This window comes from Rhizobium sp. 01N447_2, from assembly GCF_056399245.1.
Window position 1 is genome coordinate 39,487 of sequence record NZ_JBFTQY010000018.1, and the last position, 17,670, is coordinate 57,156.

At 61.4% G+C, this 17,670-nt stretch carries 19 protein-coding genes; 11 read left to right on the forward strand and 8 right to left on the reverse strand.

The genetic code is table 11. The features are described 5' to 3' along the window. Positions 1–105 precede the first annotated feature (105 nt). Together AC1ECN_RS14935 and AC1ECN_RS14940 are read left to right on the forward strand one after the other, a co-directional pair. Positions 106–306, forward strand: coding sequence for a hypothetical protein (locus tag AC1ECN_RS14935; RefSeq protein ID WP_024322122.1), 201 nt, complete (start codon positions 106–108; stop codon positions 304–306). Between the two features lie 295 nt (positions 307–601). Then, a complete protein-coding gene (locus AC1ECN_RS14940) occupies positions 602–1,621 on the forward strand; it encodes a GlxA family transcriptional regulator (RefSeq protein WP_003540607.1) in 1,020 nt (339 codons plus the stop codon). A gap of 109 nt (positions 1,622–1,730) precedes the next feature. On the opposite strand, the gene AC1ECN_RS14945 is transcribed toward AC1ECN_RS14940, so the two are convergent. Continuing rightward, the gene (locus tag AC1ECN_RS14945; RefSeq protein WP_130672717.1) at positions 1,731–3,062 is read right to left on the reverse strand and encodes a diguanylate cyclase; all 1,332 of its coding nucleotides are present in this window, start codon (positions 3,060–3,062) and stop codon (positions 1,731–1,733) included. A 186-nt stretch (positions 3,063–3,248) separates the two neighbouring features. Continuing rightward, entirely contained in the window at positions 3,249–4,079 is an 831-nt protein-coding gene (locus AC1ECN_RS14950) for a response regulator (protein ID WP_024322123.1), read from the reverse strand. A gap of 400 nt (positions 4,080–4,479) precedes the next feature. Between AC1ECN_RS14950 and AC1ECN_RS14955 the strand changes: the two genes are divergently transcribed. Further along, positions 4,480–5,463: a hypothetical protein gene (locus AC1ECN_RS14955; protein WP_018074550.1), complete on the forward strand. Its 984-nt coding sequence runs from the start codon at positions 4,480–4,482 to the stop codon at positions 5,461–5,463. A gap of 107 nt (positions 5,464–5,570) precedes the next feature. Here the strand turns inward: AC1ECN_RS14955 and AC1ECN_RS14960 are convergent, their stop codons facing one another. Beyond that, positions 5,571–6,095, reverse strand: coding sequence for a DUF6428 family protein (locus tag AC1ECN_RS14960; protein ID WP_130672718.1), 525 nt, complete (start codon positions 6,093–6,095; stop codon positions 5,571–5,573). A gap of 42 nt (positions 6,096–6,137) precedes the next feature. On the opposite strand from AC1ECN_RS14960, the gene AC1ECN_RS14965 reads away from it, so the two are divergent. Genes AC1ECN_RS14965 through arsK form a run of 7 tightly spaced genes read left to right on the forward strand, consistent with a single transcriptional unit; the run spans position 6,138 to position 10,528 of the window. Then, positions 6,138–6,494: an ArsR/SmtB family transcription factor gene (locus tag AC1ECN_RS14965; protein WP_130655735.1), complete on the forward strand. Its 357-nt coding sequence runs from the start codon at positions 6,138–6,140 to the stop codon at positions 6,492–6,494. Next, on the forward strand, positions 6,491–7,021 hold the full coding sequence (locus tag AC1ECN_RS14970) for an arsenate reductase ArsC (protein ID WP_130661761.1): 531 nt from the start codon (positions 6,491–6,493) through the stop codon (positions 7,019–7,021). The genes AC1ECN_RS14965 and AC1ECN_RS14970 overlap by 4 nt, the downstream gene beginning before the upstream one ends. Further along, positions 7,021–7,464 carry an arsenic resistance N-acetyltransferase ArsN2 gene (arsN2, locus tag AC1ECN_RS14975; RefSeq protein WP_018074546.1) on the forward strand — a complete coding sequence of 148 codons (444 nt, stop codon included), beginning with the start codon at positions 7,021–7,023 and terminating at the stop codon, positions 7,462–7,464. The genes AC1ECN_RS14970 and arsN2 overlap by 1 nt, the downstream gene beginning before the upstream one ends. Continuing rightward, complete coding sequence (locus tag AC1ECN_RS14980; protein WP_024322128.1) at positions 7,461–8,168, forward strand: aquaporin; 708 nt, start codon at positions 7,461–7,463, stop codon at positions 8,166–8,168. Before arsN2 ends, AC1ECN_RS14980 begins: the two co-directional genes overlap by 4 nt. Beyond that, the gene (arsC, locus tag AC1ECN_RS14985) at positions 8,165–8,593 is read left to right on the forward strand and encodes an arsenate reductase (glutaredoxin) (protein ID WP_130661762.1); all 429 of its coding nucleotides are present in this window, start codon (positions 8,165–8,167) and stop codon (positions 8,591–8,593) included. The genes AC1ECN_RS14980 and arsC overlap by 4 nt, the downstream gene beginning before the upstream one ends. Then, positions 8,568–9,293: an arsenical resistance protein ArsH gene (gene arsH / locus AC1ECN_RS14990; RefSeq protein ID WP_477953419.1), complete on the forward strand. Its 726-nt coding sequence runs from the start codon at positions 8,568–8,570 to the stop codon at positions 9,291–9,293. The genes arsC and arsH overlap by 26 nt, the downstream gene beginning before the upstream one ends. After that, complete coding sequence (gene arsK / locus AC1ECN_RS14995) at positions 9,290–10,528, forward strand: arsenite efflux MFS transporter ArsK (protein ID WP_130672719.1); 1,239 nt, start codon at positions 9,290–9,292, stop codon at positions 10,526–10,528. The genes arsH and arsK overlap by 4 nt, the downstream gene beginning before the upstream one ends. A 21-nt stretch (positions 10,529–10,549) precedes the next feature. Here arsK and AC1ECN_RS15000 read toward each other — a convergent pair whose 3' ends face one another. The 5 genes from AC1ECN_RS15000 to AC1ECN_RS15020 all read right to left on the reverse strand — a co-directional run bounded on the left by AC1ECN_RS15000 (position 10,550) and on the right by AC1ECN_RS15020 (position 17,154). After that, a complete protein-coding gene (locus AC1ECN_RS15000; RefSeq protein WP_017994411.1) occupies positions 10,550–10,816 on the reverse strand; it encodes a hypothetical protein in 267 nt (88 codons plus the stop codon). Between the two features lie 112 nt (positions 10,817–10,928). After that, positions 10,929–13,463: a mechanosensitive ion channel family protein gene (locus tag AC1ECN_RS15005; RefSeq protein WP_130661764.1), complete on the reverse strand. Its 2,535-nt coding sequence runs from the start codon at positions 13,461–13,463 to the stop codon at positions 10,929–10,931. Between the two features lie 92 nt (positions 13,464–13,555). Continuing rightward, a complete protein-coding gene (locus tag AC1ECN_RS15010) occupies positions 13,556–14,107 on the reverse strand; it encodes a DUF924 family protein (protein ID WP_027689142.1) in 552 nt (183 codons plus the stop codon). Between the two features lie 259 nt (positions 14,108–14,366). Further along, positions 14,367–15,431 carry a sensor histidine kinase gene (locus AC1ECN_RS15015; protein ID WP_130661766.1) on the reverse strand — a complete coding sequence of 355 codons (1,065 nt, stop codon included), beginning with the start codon at positions 15,429–15,431 and terminating at the stop codon, positions 14,367–14,369. A gap of 277 nt (positions 15,432–15,708) precedes the next feature. Then, on the reverse strand, positions 15,709–17,154 hold the full coding sequence (locus tag AC1ECN_RS15020) for an MFS transporter (protein WP_130661767.1): 1,446 nt from the start codon (positions 17,152–17,154) through the stop codon (positions 15,709–15,711). 168 nt (positions 17,155–17,322) lie between these two features. On the opposite strand from AC1ECN_RS15020, the gene AC1ECN_RS15025 reads away from it, so the two are divergent. Further along, positions 17,323–17,643 carry a hypothetical protein gene (locus AC1ECN_RS15025; protein ID WP_163861180.1) on the forward strand — a complete coding sequence of 107 codons (321 nt, stop codon included), beginning with the start codon at positions 17,323–17,325 and terminating at the stop codon, positions 17,641–17,643. The last annotated feature ends 27 nt before the right edge of the window (positions 17,644–17,670 follow it).

A 17,670-nucleotide genomic window follows, 5' to 3' on the forward strand; every position in this document is an offset into this window, starting at 1 on the left:
TCTATTCGTTTGAATGATGAGTTGTCAAAGCCCATATTGGGATCATGGACATGGACGAACCTCCCATTGACGACCATGCCCCTGACCCAAGAAAGGAACCGGAAAATGACCACGCTCACCTATCGCGGTGGTGGTAAGTCCCTCACCTCCAGTGAAAGCCGCTTCGATCTGGCACATTATGCCCGTAAGCTCGTGCTCGCCTGGACGCGCTGGCAGACGGCCCGCGAAATCGAAGCCATGCCCTTCGACATTCGCAAGGACATCGGCTGGCCGAGCACGGACGACAGCAAACACCGGACCATGTAATGAATGCGACATTCCTCCCAAAATAAGGGCGGCGTCTGCGTTGTGCAACGCCGCCTTTTTCGTCTCTTGACCCCGTGTTTTCGACCTGTTTTCAGCGTTGAATTTCAGTCGCCTATCAGCCCGTCATCTGCCCTATCCGCGGCCATTCCGGTAGTTTGACCAGCCAAATCGCGGGCGATGTCGCATATTTGCTCTTCCCGGCCGCATTTTTCCATGCCAGTGTCGCTTTCAGGACATCGGCGCGACGCATTCCGCGCAACGAATGTGTCATCGCCCCTCGAGCATGGATTTCGCTATGAACAGGATGCAGATCAAGAAGCGTTCGGTAGTCTTCTTTATGGTACCGCAATTCACCATGCTGCCCTTTTCGGCGGCCGTGGACACCTTGCGCATCGCCAATCGCATGCTCGGCTATCAGGCCTATACCTGGCGGCTGACCTCCGTCGATGGAGAAAAGGTCTATTCTTCCTGCGGCATCGGCGTCGAGGCCAATTCCTCGCTTGCCGAGGAACGCCGTCATCTCGGCGGCGAAAATCGGCCGGGCATGGTGCTTGTCTGTTCCGGCATCGATGTCGAGCAGTTCAACAACAAGTCGGTCAATGCCTGGTTGCGTGAATGCTACAATCGCGGCGTTGCCGTCGGCAGCCTCTGTACGGGCGCGCATGTGCTTGCCCAGGCCGGCCTCCTGAACGGCAAGCGCTGCGCCATCCACTGGGAAAACCTGCCGGGCTTTTCGGAAGCCTTCCCGCAGGCGGAGGTCTATGCCGATCTCTACGAGATCGACGGCAATCTCTACACCTGCGCCGGCGGCACCGCCTCGCTCGACATGATGCTGAACCTCGTCGGCGAAGATTTCGGCGAAAGCCTTGTCAACCGTATCTGCGAGCAGCATCTGACCGACCGCGTGCGCAACCCGCACGATCGCCAGCGCCTGCCGCTGCGCGCTCGCCTCGGCGTTCAGAACGCCAAGGTGCTGTCGATCATCGAGCTGATGGAAGGCAATCTCGCCGAGCCGCTGTCGCTGATCGAGATCGCCGATGGCGCCGGCCTCTCCCGCCGCCAGATCGAGCGGCTGTTCCGCCAGGAGATGGGCCGCTCACCGGCCCGCTACTATCTGGAAATCCGCCTCGACCGTGCGCGCCACCTCCTGGTGCAGTCCTCGATGCCAGTCGTCGAGGTCGCCGTCGCCTGCGGCTTCGTCTCGGCCTCGCATTTCTCCAAGTGTTATCGGGAACTCTACCATCGCTCGCCGCAGCAGGAGCGCGCCGAGCGCAAGATGACCATGGCGACCGCACGCCAGGCGGTTGCGGCCTGAGATATCAACGACGTCATGCTCGGGCTTGCCCCGAGCATCTACCACCGGCTGATACTCAGCAGATCCTCGGCAACAAGGCCGAGGATGATGGCGGGTGACTAGAGGCGGCCTACTGCGCCGCCTCTTCCGTCATCCTGGCGTCGGAATAGACCTGGTTGCGGCCCCTGTGCTTGGCCATGTAGAGGAACTGGTCGGCAGCGTTGAGGTAATTCTCAAAGGTCTCGTAACCGCCGATCTCGGCAATGCCGATCGAAATCGTAACGCCCAGTTCCTCGTCGTCGGCCGTGACCTTCAGTCGCGAAATGTCCGAGCGGATCTCGTCGCAGAGCTTGGTGGCGGCAGCGGAATCCATCTGCGGAAAGAGGATGGCGAATTCCTCGCCCCCGAGCCGCGACAGAAGATTGTCGCTGCCCTCGAAGATCGTAAACAGCCTGTTTGCGACAGCCTTCAGTACCTTGTCGCCGATCTCGTGGCCATAGGTGTCGTTCAGCCGTTTGAAATGGTCGATATCGAGAATGGCGACGGAACTCGGCACCTTCAGCCGCAGGCACTCATTCACCAGCTTCGGGCCATTGTCGTAGAAATAGCGGCGGTTATAGAGACCAGTCAGGTAGTCGCAGGCCGCCGCCGCCCTCAGCTGCCGCATCTGCGCCAGCGTTTCGGCGTTGTTGGCGATGCGGCATTGCAGTTCCTCGGCAACGAAGGGCCGGTAAACGAAATCGCTGGCGCCGGCCTTGAGGAAACTCGCCGAAAGCATGCGGTCGTTGGAGGAGGAAACGCCGATGACTCGCAGCCTGTCCGAACCGAAACGATGGCGGATGCGCCGCGTCAGCTCGTAGCCGCTCATATCGGGCATGTGGTGATCGGTGACGACGAGTTCGATATCGCTGTAGGCCTCGAGCGCTGCCAGCGCCTCAAGCCCCGAATTTGCCTCGACGACGAGATATTGCTGTGCCTTCAGCAGGTCGACGAGCACCTGGCGCGCCGAGACGACATCGTCGACGACCAGCACCCGCGTCTTGCGGTTGGAGATCGCCCGCCGGACGGTGGCAACCAGATTGTCGAGTGCGAATTCATTGTCCTTCAGCACGTAATCGATGACGTTGCGCTCCATAATCTTGTTGCGCGTGTTGAGATCGAATGTCGCGGTGAAGACGATCGCCGGGATGTCGTGCTCGATCGTGCAGTCGAGCGCTTCACCATAGGGCGAATCCGGCAGGTTGAGATCGACGACGGCCATGGTGTAGCCGTGACCGTCGTCGGCAAGTTCCTTGCGAAGTGCCTTGAGAGACGGGCAGGATTTGACCGCAAGGCCGAGCTCTGTCTGGAACCGGTGACAGAGAACGGCGGAAAACATCCGGGAATCTTCAACCAGAAGTATCTTGAGCCCGCCGGAGCGCAGCCCGAAGCCATCTCGCTGGAAATCCGCTTGAAAAGCCACAGCCCCTACTCCCCGATGCGTCCGATGGGCTCGACTCGGCCCTTTCCCCGGCGKGGACGATAACCGAGAGGCGTGTGCGCGTGAAGGGGACAAATAACGGCGACATTACCTGTAATTGCAGAAATTCTGCGACTGTCCCCGACCGTGATATCCGGCCCCCTGGCGATACCGATACTGGAAGAGCCGTCAGGCAACCGCCCGCTCCTTGCGCATCGATTGAATCTGCAGCAGCGTATCGAGGTTCTGGTTGACGCGGCAGTAGAACTCTTCGTCGATGAAGGGACGCAGCATGAAATCATTGCCGCCGGCCTTCAGGAATCGTGCCGAAAGCAGCCGGTTCGAAGAGGAGGAAACCCCGATGATGCGCAGCTCGTGCGAGCCGATATTGGCGCGGATGCGCCGCGTCAGCTCGAAGCCGTCGATGTCGGGCATATTGTAGTCGGTGATGACAAGGCCGATATCGCGGTTGGCCTTCAGGATTTCCAGCGCCTTGCCGCCGCTCTCGGCGACGCTGACACGGAAATTGTAGCGCTTCAGCCGGCTCGACAGCAGGGCGCGCGCAGTCGCACTATCGTCGACGATCAGCACGTGGTGGCGATGATTGGTGAGGAAGCGGCAGATCGATTCCGCCAGCAGATCAACGGCGAAGATATTGTCCTTGAGGATATAGTCGACGATATCCTTGGCCATCAGCTTGTCGCGCATCTTTTCATGGAAAGTGCCGGTGAAGACGATTGTGGGTATGGAGAGATCGACCAGATATTCGAGCGCCTCGCCGTTTTCGGCGCCGGGCAGATTGATGTTCGAGATCGCAAGCGTGATCGGATCGGAAGACTTGTCGTAGGAAACCTGCAGATCCTCGAAGCTGCGGCAGATCTCGACATCGATGTCGAACAGCTCCTTGAGGCGTTTGCTGATCATCGAGGTGAATACGTTGGAATCTTCCGCGACAATAATACGCGCACCGGCAAACATTTCCCCGGAATATTGCATCCCCGAAATACCTAGAAACGCCATAGCAAACCTTTGATGTAAAATCTGTCCCCGGATCAAACTGATACATCAATTGATTTGAATAATTATTAATCGGCGCGCCCAGATATAAATGAAGAGGCGGCCCGATGGGGTCGCCTCCGATTTCTTTGCGGATATGATTAAGAAATCAGGCGCGAAGCGCGCATTCTCGGCATCGAACGCGCTTTCGCCGACAACCGTCGCATTATAGGTCGACCCGAGGGATTTCGATCTTCAACTTCGTGCCTTCCCTGGCCTAGTCCGGCCGCAACATGGCAAGCGCCAGCGCTTGCCGCGACCATGTCGGATTTAGACGATTTCCCGCGCACCCCTTCGGGTGGCACCGCTTGGCCGAAGCGATTATAACAAACCATCCACCCCCACTCGCCGACAGGTTCGCCCCATGATCCAATCCGACCCGGTGATCGAATGGCTTCTCGACTCCGACCCGTCGATCCGGTGGCAGGTGATGCGCGACCTGCTTGACGCCCCGGAGCGGGAATGGATGGCCGAGCGAACCAAAATCGAGACCGAGGGCTGGGGCGCCAGGCTGTTCTCCTGCCAGGACGAGGACGGGCAATGGGCAGGCGGCGCCTTCCTGCCCGCCGATTTCGACCCGCGCGAGTGGAAGGAGCATGGCCAGCCGTGGACGGCCACAACCTTCTCGCTGTCGCAATTGCGGGAGTTCGGTCTCGATCCCGCCTGCGGCTGCGCCAGGCGCACCGTCGAATTGATCGGCGCCAACGCCCGTTGGGAAGAGGGCGGCCAACCCTATTGGGAAGGCGAAGTCGAGGAGTGCATCAACGGCCGCACCGTTGCCGACGGCGCCTATTTTGGGATCGACGTCTCGCCCATCGTCGACACGCTGGCCGGCGAGCGTCTCGACGACGGCGGCTGGAACTGCGAGCGGATCAACGGCTCCGTCCGCTCGTCTTTCGCCAGCACCATCAACGTGCTGGAAGGATTGCTGGAATACCAGAGAGCGACCGGCGGCACGCATCGGTCTCGAGAGGCGCGCAGGACGGGTGAGGAGTTTCTGCTGGCCCGCAACCTCTTCCGCCGCCTTGGCACCGGCGAGCCGGCCGACAAGCGCTTCCTGCGCCTCCTGCATCCGAACCGCTGGCGCTACGACATTTTGCGCGCGCTCGATTATTTCCGCTCCAGCGCAATCCTGGCCGGCACCGACCCCGATCCGCGCCTCGGCGAGGCAATTGACCACCTTCGTTCCAGACGCTTGCAGGACGGCAGTTGGCCGCTCGACGACAGCCCCGCAGGTCGGGTGTGGTTCGAGGTCGATGATGGGCAAGGCAAGCCCTCGCGGTGGGTGACGCTCCGGGCGATGCGGGTGCTCAGATGGTGGGATACCCAGCCCTCAATCAATGCCTGACGGCAAACCCAGCGCCTGCAGGAAATGCACCTATGACTGACTGGTGGTCAGTCAATATGATTCTGATCTCGCCGCCACCCTGCCCTGCCGCGCGATCTCCTGTGTCCTCAAGCGCAGCAGCCGCTCGTTGCCGCTTGCGGCCCACAGCAGGCCGCCGCCTTGCTGTTTTCCTGTGCCAGCCAGCGATCGCGCGGCTTGCAGCTCGCCGGCCGCGGCGAAAGCGTAACATGGACGGCGCCGGCGCGAAGAATCGGCATCGCCGCGCAATAAAGCTGCATTGGCCGCACGCCGTCGCTGACTTCGAAGGTCAGCTTCGCCGAACCATCCAGTTGCACATAATCGGAAACCTTGCGGATGATTGCTTGGAACTTGCCGGCCGGCATACGCGTGCGGTCGCCTTCCTCGATATCCCAGAGCTGGATGAAGATTTCCGCCCACGCTTCTGGATTGGCGCCGCAATCCAACGCCGAGAATTGGCCCGCCTTGACCTCGGTGACATGATAGCCAGGCTTCACCGCCTTGCCGTCATAATAGAAAATCAGCGGAGAATCCTTGGCGCCGGTAAGCACACTGAGCAGCAGGCCGAGATCGATGTCGTTCTCTTGAATTTTGCTGTTGTCGATGACGTTCATTTGCGCTAATCCTCGTTTCAATGATTCAAGGATTATTGAAATATGGATCAACGTCAAGCCCTCATCGCATTCGGCGCGCTCTCGCAGGAAACCCGCCTTCACATCGTTCGCATGCTCGTGGTTTCGGGTCCCGACGGTATGGCGGCAGGCGCGATCGCTGAGAAGGCGGAGGTCTCGCCCTCTAATATCTCCTTCCATCTGAAAGAGCTGGAACGGTCGGGCCTGATTACGCAGCAGCGCGAATCCCGCTCGATCATCTACACCGCCAATTACGAGGCGCTCGGCGATCTGATCCGTTTCCTGATGGAGGACTGCTGCGGCGGGAACCCTGAGATCTGCGCGCCGGCTGCTGCCGTCGCCGCATGCTGTGCACCTGCAACCAAGGAGGAACTGCAATGACCACAGACCGCGTTTACAACGTGCTTTTTCTCTGCACCGCCAATTCATCCCGCTCGATCTTGGCGGAATCCATCCTGGAGACCGAAGGCAAGGGTCGATTCAAGGCCTATTCGGCCGGCAGCCAGCCGAAGGGTGAAGTCAATCCCTATGCGCTGAAGGAGCTTGCGGCGCAGGGCTACCCAACAGTCGGCTTCCGCTCAAAGAGCTGGGACGAATTCGCCGAGCCGGGCGCTCCGGAGATGGACTTCATCTTTACGGTTTGCGACAGCGCTGCCGGCGAGGCTTGTCCCGTCTGGATCGGTCATCCGATGACCGCCCATTGGGGCGTCGAGGATCCCGCTGTCGTCGACGGCAGCGAAGTCGACAAAGGCCGCGCTTTCGCGCAGGCCGCCCGCTTCCTCAAAAACCGGATCAGCGCCTTTTTGAGCCTGCCTCTTTCCTCGATCGACAAGCTCGCCCTGGAATCGCACCTGCGCCAGATCGGCACTATGGAAGGCGCCAGCATCAAACAGTCCAAGGCGAGCTGATGGGTTTCGATTTGAACCAGCAGGCCTTGGAAGGGCACGACGACAGACTTCGCGGCGCTCTCGCAGGCGCCGGGCTTCCGGTCGATGACCTCACAGACGCCGGCCGAAGCTTCTATCGGTTTTCACGTGGCGGCGAGACGGTCGGCTTCGGCGGGCTGGAACTCTATGGCGAGACTGTACTCCTGCGTTCCATTGTCGTGCTGTCCGATCAGCAAGGCTTTGGCTTCGGCCATGCGATCACCCTTGGCCTGCTCGATCAGGCCCAAAGGAAAGGCGCAACTGCCGCCTATCTGTTGACAGAAACAGCCGCCCCCTTCTTTCAATCGCTCGGCTTTCGTCCGATCGCTCGCGATGAAGCGCCGGCCGAGATCCTGACGACGCGGCAGGCCGCAAGCCTGTGCCCGGCATCGGCCGCCCTGATGGTCCGGAGCCTGCCGGCATGAGCGCGCCGGTGTTCCCCCCGTCTCGACGACTGGTCGCCGAAGCGTTCGGCACGCTGCTGCTCGTAGCAACCGTCGTCGGCTCGGGCATCATGGCGGATAGCCTGACGGACGATACGGCGCTTGCGCTGCTCGGCAATACGCTGGCAACGGGGGCAATCCTCGTCGTCCTGATCACGATCTTGGGCCCGATTTCCGGGGCTCATTTCAATCCGGTCGTGTCGCTGGTGTTTGCGCTCCGGCGCGAACTGCCTGCCTCCTCCGTTCCCGCCTATATCGCCGCGCAAATCGTCGGCGGCATTGCCGGAACGATGCTCGCTCATGCGATGTTCGCCCTTCCCGTGCTGCAGGCTTCGGAAACCGTGCGCACCGGCGGCGCGCAATGGCTCTCTGAAGTGACGGCAACCTTCGGCCTCGTCTTCGTCATCTTAGCCGGTGTGCGCTTTCGCGCCGATGCCGTGGCATGGCTGGTCGGCCTTTATATCACCGCCGCCTACTGGTTCACCGCCTCCACGTCCTTTGCCAATCCCGCCGTCGCGATTGCTCGATCGCTGACGCACACCTTTTCCGGCATCCGCCCGATCGATCTACCGGGCTTTATCGCCGCTGAAGTCCTCGGCGCCTTGCTGGCGCTGATGCTTGCGGGATGGCTGCTGAGGGAAGCCCGCGATCCTGAAACCCTCACCAAGACGGAATCCGCCTCATGACCATAGATGTTACGATCTATCACAACCCCGAATGCGGCACCTCGCGCAACACGCTTGCGATGATCCACAACGCCGGCATTGAGCCCAACGTTATCGAATATCTGAAAAACCCGCCGTCGCGCGAGCAGCTAAGCAAGGTGATTGCGGATGCAGGTTTGAGCGTTCGCGATGCCATTCGCCAGAAGGATACGCCCTATGCGGAGCTCGGCCTCGACAACCCTGATCTTACCGACGAGCAATTGCTCGACGCGATGCTGAAAGACCCGATCCTGATCAACCGACCCTTCGTCATCACGCCGCTCGGCACGCGCCTGTCGCGGCCGTCGGAACTTGTCCTCGAAATCCTGCCGGAAACGCATCAGGGCGCCTTCACCAAGGAAGACGGCGAGCAGGTGCTCGATGCCGGACGCAAGCGCATTGTCTGATCTGCCGGCCATATCGCCGATGYATCTGCGTCAACCGGATATGGACGCGCTCAGGCCGGCGTTCTCGACGCACAAGCCGCGCATCCTGATCCTCTATGGCTCGCTGCGAGCAGTGTCCTATAGCCGCTTCCTCGCACAGGAGGYGGCGCGGCTGCTCGAATATTTCGGCTGCGAAGTGCGCATCTTCAACCCGGAAGGTCTGCCGCTGCCTGATGCGGCGCCGGCGAGCCACCCAAAAGTTCAGGAGCTGCGCGAATGGTCCGCATGGTCTGAAGGCCAGGTGTGGGTCAGCCCCGAACGTCATGGCGCGATGACCGGCATCATGAAAGCGCAGATCGACTGGATTCCATTGTCGGTCGGCTCGGTCCGTCCGACGCAAGGCAAGACGCTGGCGGTGATGCAGGTCTCTGGCGGTTCCCAGTCCTTCAATGCGGTAAGCCAGCTCCGCATCCTTGGCCGATGGATGCGGATGATCGCAATTCCCAATCAGTCCTCGGTTGCCAGAGCTTTCCAAGAATTCGACGCGGACGGCCGTATGAAACCCTCGTCCTATTACGACCGTGTCGTCGACGTCTGCGAGGAACTGGTGAAGTTCACGCTGCTGACCCGCGATGCCTCGAACTATCTGACCGACCGCTACAGCGAGCGGAAGGAAGAAGTCGAAAAGCTCGAACAGCGCGTGAGCCTCAGATCCCTATGACAATCGTCAGCACCGAACGACCGCCGGTAGCGGCCATCGCCGCGCTCGGGCTGACGCAGATCATCGGATATGGATCGCTCTATTACAGCTTCAGCATCCTCGCCCCCGACATGGCCCGTGATCTGGGCTGGTCATCGGAATGGATCTTCGGCGCGCTCTCTGCGGCCCTACTGATCGGCGGTCTGGCCGCACCTCTCATGGGCACGTGGATCGATCGCTTCGGAGCAGGCAGGATCATGACGTCGGGCTCGGCGATTGCCGCCGCCGCCCTCGTCGCCTGCGCCTTCGCGCAGGGAAAGATCGCTTTCGTCACGGCATTGATCGGCATCGAGATCGCCTCGAACCTGGTGCAATATGGCGCAGCCTTCGCCCTGCTCGTGCAGATCAGGCCGCAGGTCGCCCAGCGCAGCATCACTTATCTGACCCTGATCGCCGGCTTCGCCTCAACCCTTTTCTGGCCGATCACCACGGCGCTGCATGCGCATCTCTCATGGCAGAACGTCTATCTGATCTTCGCCGCGATCAATCTCGTTGTCTGCCTTCCCATTCATGCCTGGCTCTCCCGTGGCGTCAGCCAAACCAGGAGACGGACCGGAGACGAGGCTGCAAAACGCGTCGAGCCGAGCCTTCCGCCGTCGGTGCGCAGGCCGGCCTTTATCCTGATGGTGACGGGCTTTGCTTTGGAAAGCTTCGTGAACTCGGCGCTTCTGGTTCACATGGTGCCTGTGATGTCGGCCCTCGGCCTCGGCGCCATGGCAGTGGTGGTCGGAACGCTCTTCGGCCCGTCACAGGTGCTGAGCCGCCTCATCAACATGGTCTTTGGCGAGAGCTTGTCGCAAGTGATGCTCGCGATCATCTGCGCCATCCTGCTGCCGACAGCCCTTGTCATCCTGATCGCGACCGCACCCTCGGTGCCCGGTGCGCTGGTCTTCGCCGTCGTCTTCGGCCTCGGCTCGGGGCTTAACAGCATCGTCTACGGAACCTTGCCGCTCGCGCTCTTCGGAAGCGATGGCTACGGCCGGCGGCAAGGACAAATCATGTCGGTGCGTCTCGTCGTCTCCTCGTTGGCGCCGTTCGCGCTCGCTTTCCTGATGGGCAATCTCGGCGCATCGTGGTCACTGTCGATCGCTGCACTGCTCAGCACCGTCGCCGTTGCCGCATTTTTCGCCATCATGCGGCTGACGCGCCCGGTTATTGCCCGGCCGGAAACTGTTCCCAATCCCGGAGAAGCTTGAGCGCATTAATCAGGACAGGCGCTACTTGACGACGGCCGAGCCCTTGACGATGTCGATCGTCTCGCCGCCGTCGAGCCCGATGCGGTCGCCGTCGGGCGTCGTCATGAAGCAGCCGGAAGCACAGAGGTTTTCCGAAGCGCCGGCATCGACCACAACCTCGACGCGCTGGCCGCTCTCGGTGATKACAAGCACGACGGCGGCTGGATCGGTGTTGGTGATGGATGCCGCTTCAGCCGCGGGTGCGGCAAGCAGCGGGACAAGCAGAACGGCGGCAAATCTTGCCATCATGTGCGGCGGCGCTGGCGCGCCCTCCCCTCGAACGATCGGTGCTGCCCCCGGCAGCGATCCCGATAGTGGAGATCATGCACATATAGCTGTGAATGATGGCTGAATGACCCGTTCAGCCTTTCCGATTGCCGTCTGCCGTTTTGCTGCGCAATTGCCGCACCGGCTGCTCTTCCTCCTCCATGGGTGTGTCCGCAGAGTTTTCCTGCTCGTTGGGTTGATCCCTGCCCGCATCGGCAAGCGCGGGACGAGCCTCTCGATGGATGGTAAGATCGGTCTGTGGCAGCGGGATCTCGATGCCCTCGGCTCTGAAACGCTTAAGGATCTCGATCCTGAGATTGTTGCGCACCGCCATGCCATCGCCCATGTCGGCGAGGAAGAAACGCAGCTCGAAATCCAGCGAATAGGGCCCGAAGCGCAGGAATTCGACATGCGGCTCGGGATTGCGCATGACGAGCGGTATCTTGGCCGTCAGTTCCAGTAGGATGTCCATCACCTGCTGCGGATCGGCGTTGTAGGCGACGGAAACCGGAATTTCCGAGCGACCGATCTTGTTGCGGTGTGTCCAGTTGCCGACGAGGCCGTTGATCAACTCCGAATTCGGCACGATGATCGACTGCTTGCGGAAGGTCTCGATCTCCGTGGCGCGCACCGAAATGCGTTTGACGATGCCTTCAGCCGTGCCGGAAACGACATGGTCGCCGACCTTGAATGGCCGTTCGACGAGCAGGATCAGGCCGGAGACGAAGTTGGAGACGATGTTCTGCAGGCCGAAACCGATACCGACCGAAAGTGCGGAGGCGACGAGCGCGAAGCTCGACAGATCGATGCCGGCCGCCGAAACGCCGATGATCGCCGCGATGCCGACGCCGAGATAGCCGATGCCCGTCTTGACCGAATTGCGCACGCCGAGATCGACATGGCTTCTGGCCATTACATTGCCGTCGAGCCAGCGCTGCAGCCAGCGCGTCAGCAGGTAGACGCCGGCAAACAAGAGAATGCCGGTGCAGATGCCGAGCAGCGAGATGCTGATACCGCCGAGCCTGACCTCGGTGAATAGCCTATAGGCAAGAATCTGCAGGTCCTGCACATGGAAGCCCCACATCAGCAGGATCAGCGGGATGCCGACGAGAAGCGCCACCGCATAGATGGCAAGACCGACAAGCAGGCCGGCCTGGTCGATCGCCACCGGCCCGAGCTTGAAACGGCGCGTCAGGAAGCTTGCGAAGAAGGTGTCGCCGAAGCTTTCCTGCCTTGATATCGCCTTGCCGGAGAGTAGGCCGATATACATGGTGACGACGACGGCGCCGGTGATGATGAGCTGCGTGGCGACGAAGCGCGCGAGCCCGACATAGCCGGTCAGCGCGGTGAGGATGAGGCCGGCGCCGACGACCCGCAGGATGATCGCCATGCCGCGCGGCCAATGCCTTCCCGGCGCATCGGGATCGCCGTTCTTTGCCAGCATCGGCTTGCCGAAGGAGACCGCGATCAGGATCAGACCGATGATCAGCGCGGCGATCAGGCTTCTGACCACGGTCAGCACCAGCGGCGAGCCCATCGCCTCGCCGATCGTGCCGAACAGATAATCAAGCGCGTTGACGATCGCCATCGCCAGCAAGCAGTAGCCGATCGAGCGCGCGCCGAGATTGGAAAGCCGAACGAGGCGCCAGCGCGGTTCGTGCGGTGCGAAGATGGCATTGACGAAGCGGCCGACGAAATAGACGAGCCCGATCGCCCCGAACAGCGCGCCGATGACAGGTGCGATGTCGGGCCTCAGCACATTGAACCCGTTAAGGAAAAAGAACGAGGTGACGAGCAGCACCGAGAGCGCCAGGGTGCGGATCAGTGTCGACCAGAAGGCGATCGACAGCCGGCCGATATAGGACGGGTTCTCGACAGCCTCGTCGCGCTGCAGGTAGGAGCCGAACAGCCGGTAGCTGCCGGAGAGCAGAATCAGCGCCGCGGCAAGCGACAGGAAGATCGCGGCAAACATCGGGAAACGCTTGAATTTCCAGACGAAGGTGGCCCAGCTCGACAGGGCCTGCGAGAATTCGCTGGCCTCGTGCACAAAGGCGCTGCCGGCATCGTCGAGCACCGAGACCGAAATCTCGGTACGCCTGAGCAGCGTATCGGCAAACAGCCGCCGCCGCATCTCGGTGATCTCGTTGACGAGCTTCGTCACCGTGATCGACAGGTTTTCGGCGTCGCCCGTCAGCGCGTTGATCTGCGCGCGCTCGGCGGCGAGCGCGTTACGCTCCTGGGTGACGATCTCGGCCTCCGGCGGCTGCCCGTCCTTCGGTGGATCGCCGATCTCGGCAAGCCGGTTCTTGATCTGGTCGAAACGCGGCCTGAGATTGACCGATATGGTGATGACGGCGCGGCTGAGCTCATCGGCCTTGGTCGCAAGCCCGACCAGGGCATCGTCATTGTCGGCATTCTGCTTGACGCCGTCCTGAAGCGCCGTCAACTGGACCTTCGCCTTGTCGATCTCCTTCGTCGCCTGGTCGAGCGGCGTATCGGCAAGCGGCGCCTGCGCGGACGCCGGTGCCTGCGGCTCCTGCGCCAAGGCCGCAGCACCCTTGAAATGCGCGCCGGCAACCGCCAGCGTCAGCAGAAGAATGGTGCGAAGCAGGATCGGTCTCAGCCGCAAAAGCGCCTCCGGGAAAGGTTGTCATCGGAATAGAATGCCAGCTTGTCATCGTAAACAAAGGCGACAGAAAGGCGGAAGCTCCCTGGAAACCCTCAGAAACCGGCATCAGGCCTGGAGAGATAGTCGCGCTCCACCGCCGTCGACTCGCGTCCAAGCATGGCATTGCGGTGCGGAAAGCGGCCGTAGGCGGCGATCACGTCGCGGTGGCGGATTGCATAATCGCGATATTCCGCATCGCCGAGCGCGGTGAACAGTTCTACCGATCGCTCCTGCTCGCCAAGGTCCTCGGCATGTTCGAACGGCATGTAGAAGAAGGTACGGCATGCGGCTTCGACCGCCTGATCGGCGCCCGATGCCAGCGCGAGCTTGGCTTCCCGAAGCGCCAGCCCATCGGTCGCAACGGCGAGCGGCGTGCCGCGATAGATGTTGCGGGGAAACTGGTCGAGCACGATGACGGCCGCCAGCCGGCTCTCCGCATCCGCCCGCCATTCGGCGCCAACATGCGCGGCAAGGGCCAGATGGGTATCGCGAAAGACCGTGCTGATCTCCGCATCGAGGTCAGGCGTCGCGCGGAACCACAGCTCCCGGCCGCATCTCACGAACCAGAAATCATAGACTTCGCGTGGCGTGCGGATGGTCGTCATATTTCCTCTTCCCTAGCGTTAGGCTTGATGATGCAGCTTCGGTAAATTATTGTAGGAAAAGGGATAACACCGTGCCGGTAGCCCCCTGATCCGGCTGCCGCCACCTTCTCCCCGCTGGGGAGAAGAGATTCGCGGCAACGTCTCGATTCCCCCTTCTCCCCTCGGGGGTCCGAAGGACGGGTCGAGACCAGTGGCTCGACCCCGATCGGCGCCCGTAGGGCGGATGAGGGGCCACACGGCACACCCTACGCTGCACTTCCTACTTCACCTCATGCAACGAAAACACCAGCGTCGCCTTGGTTCCGTCGTGGCCGGGGTCATAGGCGAAATCCGATTTCAGGCTGGCGGCCATTGCCGTCAGAATGCGTGTGCCGAGGCCGGTTCCCCTGGCCGGACTCGACGGGTCGAAACCGGCGCCGTCATCCTCGACGACGACACGCAATGCGTCGTCCGTCTGGTCGACGATGACGCGGATCTCGCCCGGCACGCTGTCCGGATAAGCATATTTGAAGGCATTGGTGACGAGCTCGCTGACGATCAGCCCGAGCGTGATCACCTTGTCTGTCGCCAGATTGACCGGCTGCGCGGTGAGCACGATTCGGTGCGGCCGCTTGTCGTCACGCATCGAGGTTTCGAGTTCGGTGAGCAGGCTGTCCAGATATTCGTCGACCTGCACAGAGCCGACCTGACGGTTGGTGTAGAGCCGGCGGTGCACACTGGCGATGGCGTTGATACGCATCTGCGTTTCGTGCAGCGCGTCGATCGCCACCTGGTCCGTGGTCATCGAGGACTGCATGCGGATCAGCGCGCCGACGAGGCCGAGGCTGTTGGCGATACGGTGATTGACTTCGGCAAGCAGCATTTCGGCAAGGTCGCGCTGCTGGCGGATCACCTCCTGCGCCTGCGCCGTCTCGCGGCGGAAACGCGCCCGCTCCAACGCCTGTTCGAGGGCGGCGGCGAGCAGGTCGAAATAATCGGCTGAGATCCCCTTGAGCATGTAATCGTCGGCGCCGGCCTTCAATGCCGCGACCGCGATGCTGGTATCGTCCGAACCTGTCGCATAGATGACCGGCGGATGATCCGTCATCGCCGTGATGCAGGGCAGGATATCGAGGCCGGTTTCGCCGGCCAGGACATGATCGAGCACGACGGCGTCGATCCCGCCTTCGCCGAGTCTCGCAAGGCCGGCAGCGCCGCTCTCGGCCCACTCGACCGAAAAGCCGCGCCGGAGCAGGTTCTTCTGCATCAGCAGGGCAAGCCCCTCGTCGTCGTCGATATAGAGGATGTGGATCAGGGCATCCGCATCGCCGCTAGAATTATTCATTCGGTCTCCCGGCGTTCTCTCGCAGCGACGACCGCCCGCAAGCGTCCGAGTCGTCCGCATGGCAATGTCGTATTGTATTGGCCGCCTGGGGTAAACAGCGGTCATCCCTCGCTCTTGTTGCAGGCGGCGCGGAAGAAGGATGTCGGGAATCCGGCATTTTCAGAACATGACCCTGGCCTGGGGAGGATCCCATGGAAGCCGTTGAAGGAGATAGGGAAACGAAGAACCTGAAATGAGATGCATAAACGCCGAGCGGCCCGATTGGTTCCGCAGCAAGCTAACTTTTCTGGAATTTCCGATGGCCTGATACTTCGGCTCCCGCCTCCGCCGGCAATTGCAGGAAGCGCAGCGACGAGACGACGCCGATCACGCCGACCACGATGAAAGCCCAGCGGAAATCGGCAAGGACGGGATTGTCGGCGCCCCTGAGAGCCGAGGCGATGTTGAGCACGGCCGCCGCCACTGCCACGCCGAGCAGCATCGATACCTGCTGCAGCATGCTCGACAGCGTCGAGGCCGAGCTTCGCTGCGCCGGGCCGATATCGGCGAAGGCGAGCGTGTTCAACGCGGTGAATTCCATCGACCGCGAAAGGCCGGCGAGAAAAAGCAGCGCGTGGATGAAAAACGGCGGCGTCTCCGGCGAGAGGAAACCGCAGGCGACGATCGAAAGCGCCGCGATCAGCCCGTTAACCCCAAGCACGGTGCGAAAGCCGAAGAAGCGCAGCAGCGGCGTCGTCACCGCCTTCATGCTGAAATTGCCGAGGAAATAGACGAGCAGATAGGTGCCGGCGGCAATCGAGCTCAGGCCGAAGCCGAGCTGGAACAGCAGAGGCAGTAGGAACGGCGTCGCATTGATCGCCATCCGGCAGGCCGTGCCCGCCGACAGTGTCGACATCGAGAAGGTCTGGATGCGGAAAGCCGAAAGATCGAGCAGCGGATTGTCGACGGCGAGGAAATGCCGCGTCGCCATGACCGACAGCACGATGCCCGCCGCCAGCATTGATATGATGGGCAAAAGCCCGCCGTCCCATTTGACCGAGAGTTCCAGCGCGGCGAGCAGGAAGGTCAGCCCGGCGGCACTCAGGATGAAGCCCAGGAAATCCAGACGACCGGGATTGGTCTCGCGCTGCTCCGGCACGAAGCGCAGCACCAGCGCCATGCCGAGAATGCCGATCGGGATGTTGATCAGGAAGTTCCAGTGCCAGCTGGCATAGGTGGTGATAAAGCCACCGAGCACCGGGCCGAGCACCGGCGCCGTCAGCGCCGGCCAGGTAATCAGCGCGATCGCCTGGACGAGTTCCGACTTGCGGGCGTTCTTCAGCACGATGATGCGCCCGACCGGCGTCATCAGCGCGCTGCCTGCGCCCTGGACGGCGCGCCACAGCACGAATTCCGCAAGACTGCCGGACAGCCCGCAGAACAGCGAGGCGCCGGTGAAGACGGCGATCGACATCAGGAAGATGCGGCGCGCGCCGAACCGATCGCCGAGCCAGCCGGACAGCGGAATGAAGGCGGCCATCGTCAGCATGTAGACGGTGATGCCGATGCTCATCGACACCGGCTGCACGTTAAAGCTCGCCGCCATCTGCGGCAGCGAGGTGGTGACGATCGTGCCGTCGAGGATCTGCATGAAGAAGGAAACGGCAACGACCAGCGCCACGATCTTTGCCTGGCGGCCGCTCGCCGCCTCTTGCCCATTCTCGCTCGTCTCTGCCGTGGTCATCGATCTGCCAATGAAAATTCCGGATGACGCGGCAGGGAAACGGGAAGGAAGCCGATCGAAGATCTGCCGCGCGGAGGAGCGCGGACATGGAAAGCCGCGCACTGGCTGAATACGCCCGTTGCATCCGGCCGGAAAGGCTAAATCTCGCACTACGCAGGAATATTCCCGATGCAGCCGGATAGCTGGCCACTATCGATCCCAAGAAAGGATTCAAGAAAAAGGCCCCGCCGAAGCGAGGCCAAGCTTGATCCGCTCCGGGGAAAAACAGGAGCGGCGCGCAGTCCATACCGTGCGATCGATGTCGCAGCGAGGCCAGATGTCGCTGCATCGGTACGCTCGCCAAAGAATTTTTCGAGATCTGCCGAAAAGATCGGCCCCAAAACTATCCGCCGATGTGGTGCGACACCTGTCGCATTGCAGCAACGATTGGCGCTTGCAATGTTTATAAAAATAGATATCACTAAACATATTGCTAAACATGATGATTGAGGAGTTCATGTGAGCATTCTCTGAAGT

Coding starts and splice junctions, on each gene's coding strand:
- AC1ECN_RS14935 (WP_024322122.1), top strand. CDS start 106: ATGACCACGCTCACCTATCGCGGTGGTGGTAAGTCCCTCACCTCCAGT.
- AC1ECN_RS14940 (WP_003540607.1), top strand. CDS start 602: ATGAACAGGATGCAGATCAAGAAGCGTTCGGTAGTCTTCTTTATGGTA.
- AC1ECN_RS14950 (WP_024322123.1), bottom strand. CDS start 4,079: ATGGCGTTTCTAGGTATTTCGGGGATGCAATATTCCGGGGAAATGTTT.
- AC1ECN_RS14955 (WP_018074550.1), top strand. CDS start 4,480: ATGATCCAATCCGACCCGGTGATCGAATGGCTTCTCGACTCCGACCCG.
- AC1ECN_RS14960 (WP_130672718.1), bottom strand. CDS start 6,095: ATGAACGTCATCGACAACAGCAAAATTCAAGAGAACGACATCGATCTC.
- AC1ECN_RS14965 (WP_130655735.1), top strand. CDS start 6,138: ATGGATCAACGTCAAGCCCTCATCGCATTCGGCGCGCTCTCGCAGGAA.
- AC1ECN_RS14970 (WP_130661761.1), top strand. CDS start 6,491: ATGACCACAGACCGCGTTTACAACGTGCTTTTTCTCTGCACCGCCAAT.
- arsN2 (WP_018074546.1), top strand. CDS start 7,021: ATGGGTTTCGATTTGAACCAGCAGGCCTTGGAAGGGCACGACGACAGA.
- AC1ECN_RS14980 (WP_024322128.1), top strand. CDS start 7,461: ATGAGCGCGCCGGTGTTCCCCCCGTCTCGACGACTGGTCGCCGAAGCG.
- arsC (WP_130661762.1), top strand. CDS start 8,165: ATGACCATAGATGTTACGATCTATCACAACCCCGAATGCGGCACCTCG.
- arsK (WP_130672719.1), top strand. CDS start 9,290: ATGACAATCGTCAGCACCGAACGACCGCCGGTAGCGGCCATCGCCGCG.
- AC1ECN_RS15010 (WP_027689142.1), bottom strand. CDS start 14,107: ATGACGACCATCCGCACGCCACGCGAAGTCTATGATTTCTGGTTCGTG.
- AC1ECN_RS15015 (WP_130661766.1), bottom strand. CDS start 15,431: ATGAATAATTCTAGCGGCGATGCGGATGCCCTGATCCACATCCTCTAT.
- AC1ECN_RS15020 (WP_130661767.1), bottom strand. CDS start 17,154: ATGACCACGGCAGAGACGAGCGAGAATGGGCAAGAGGCGGCGAGCGGC.
- AC1ECN_RS15025 (WP_163861180.1), top strand. CDS start 17,323: ATGCAGCCGGATAGCTGGCCACTATCGATCCCAAGAAAGGATTCAAGA.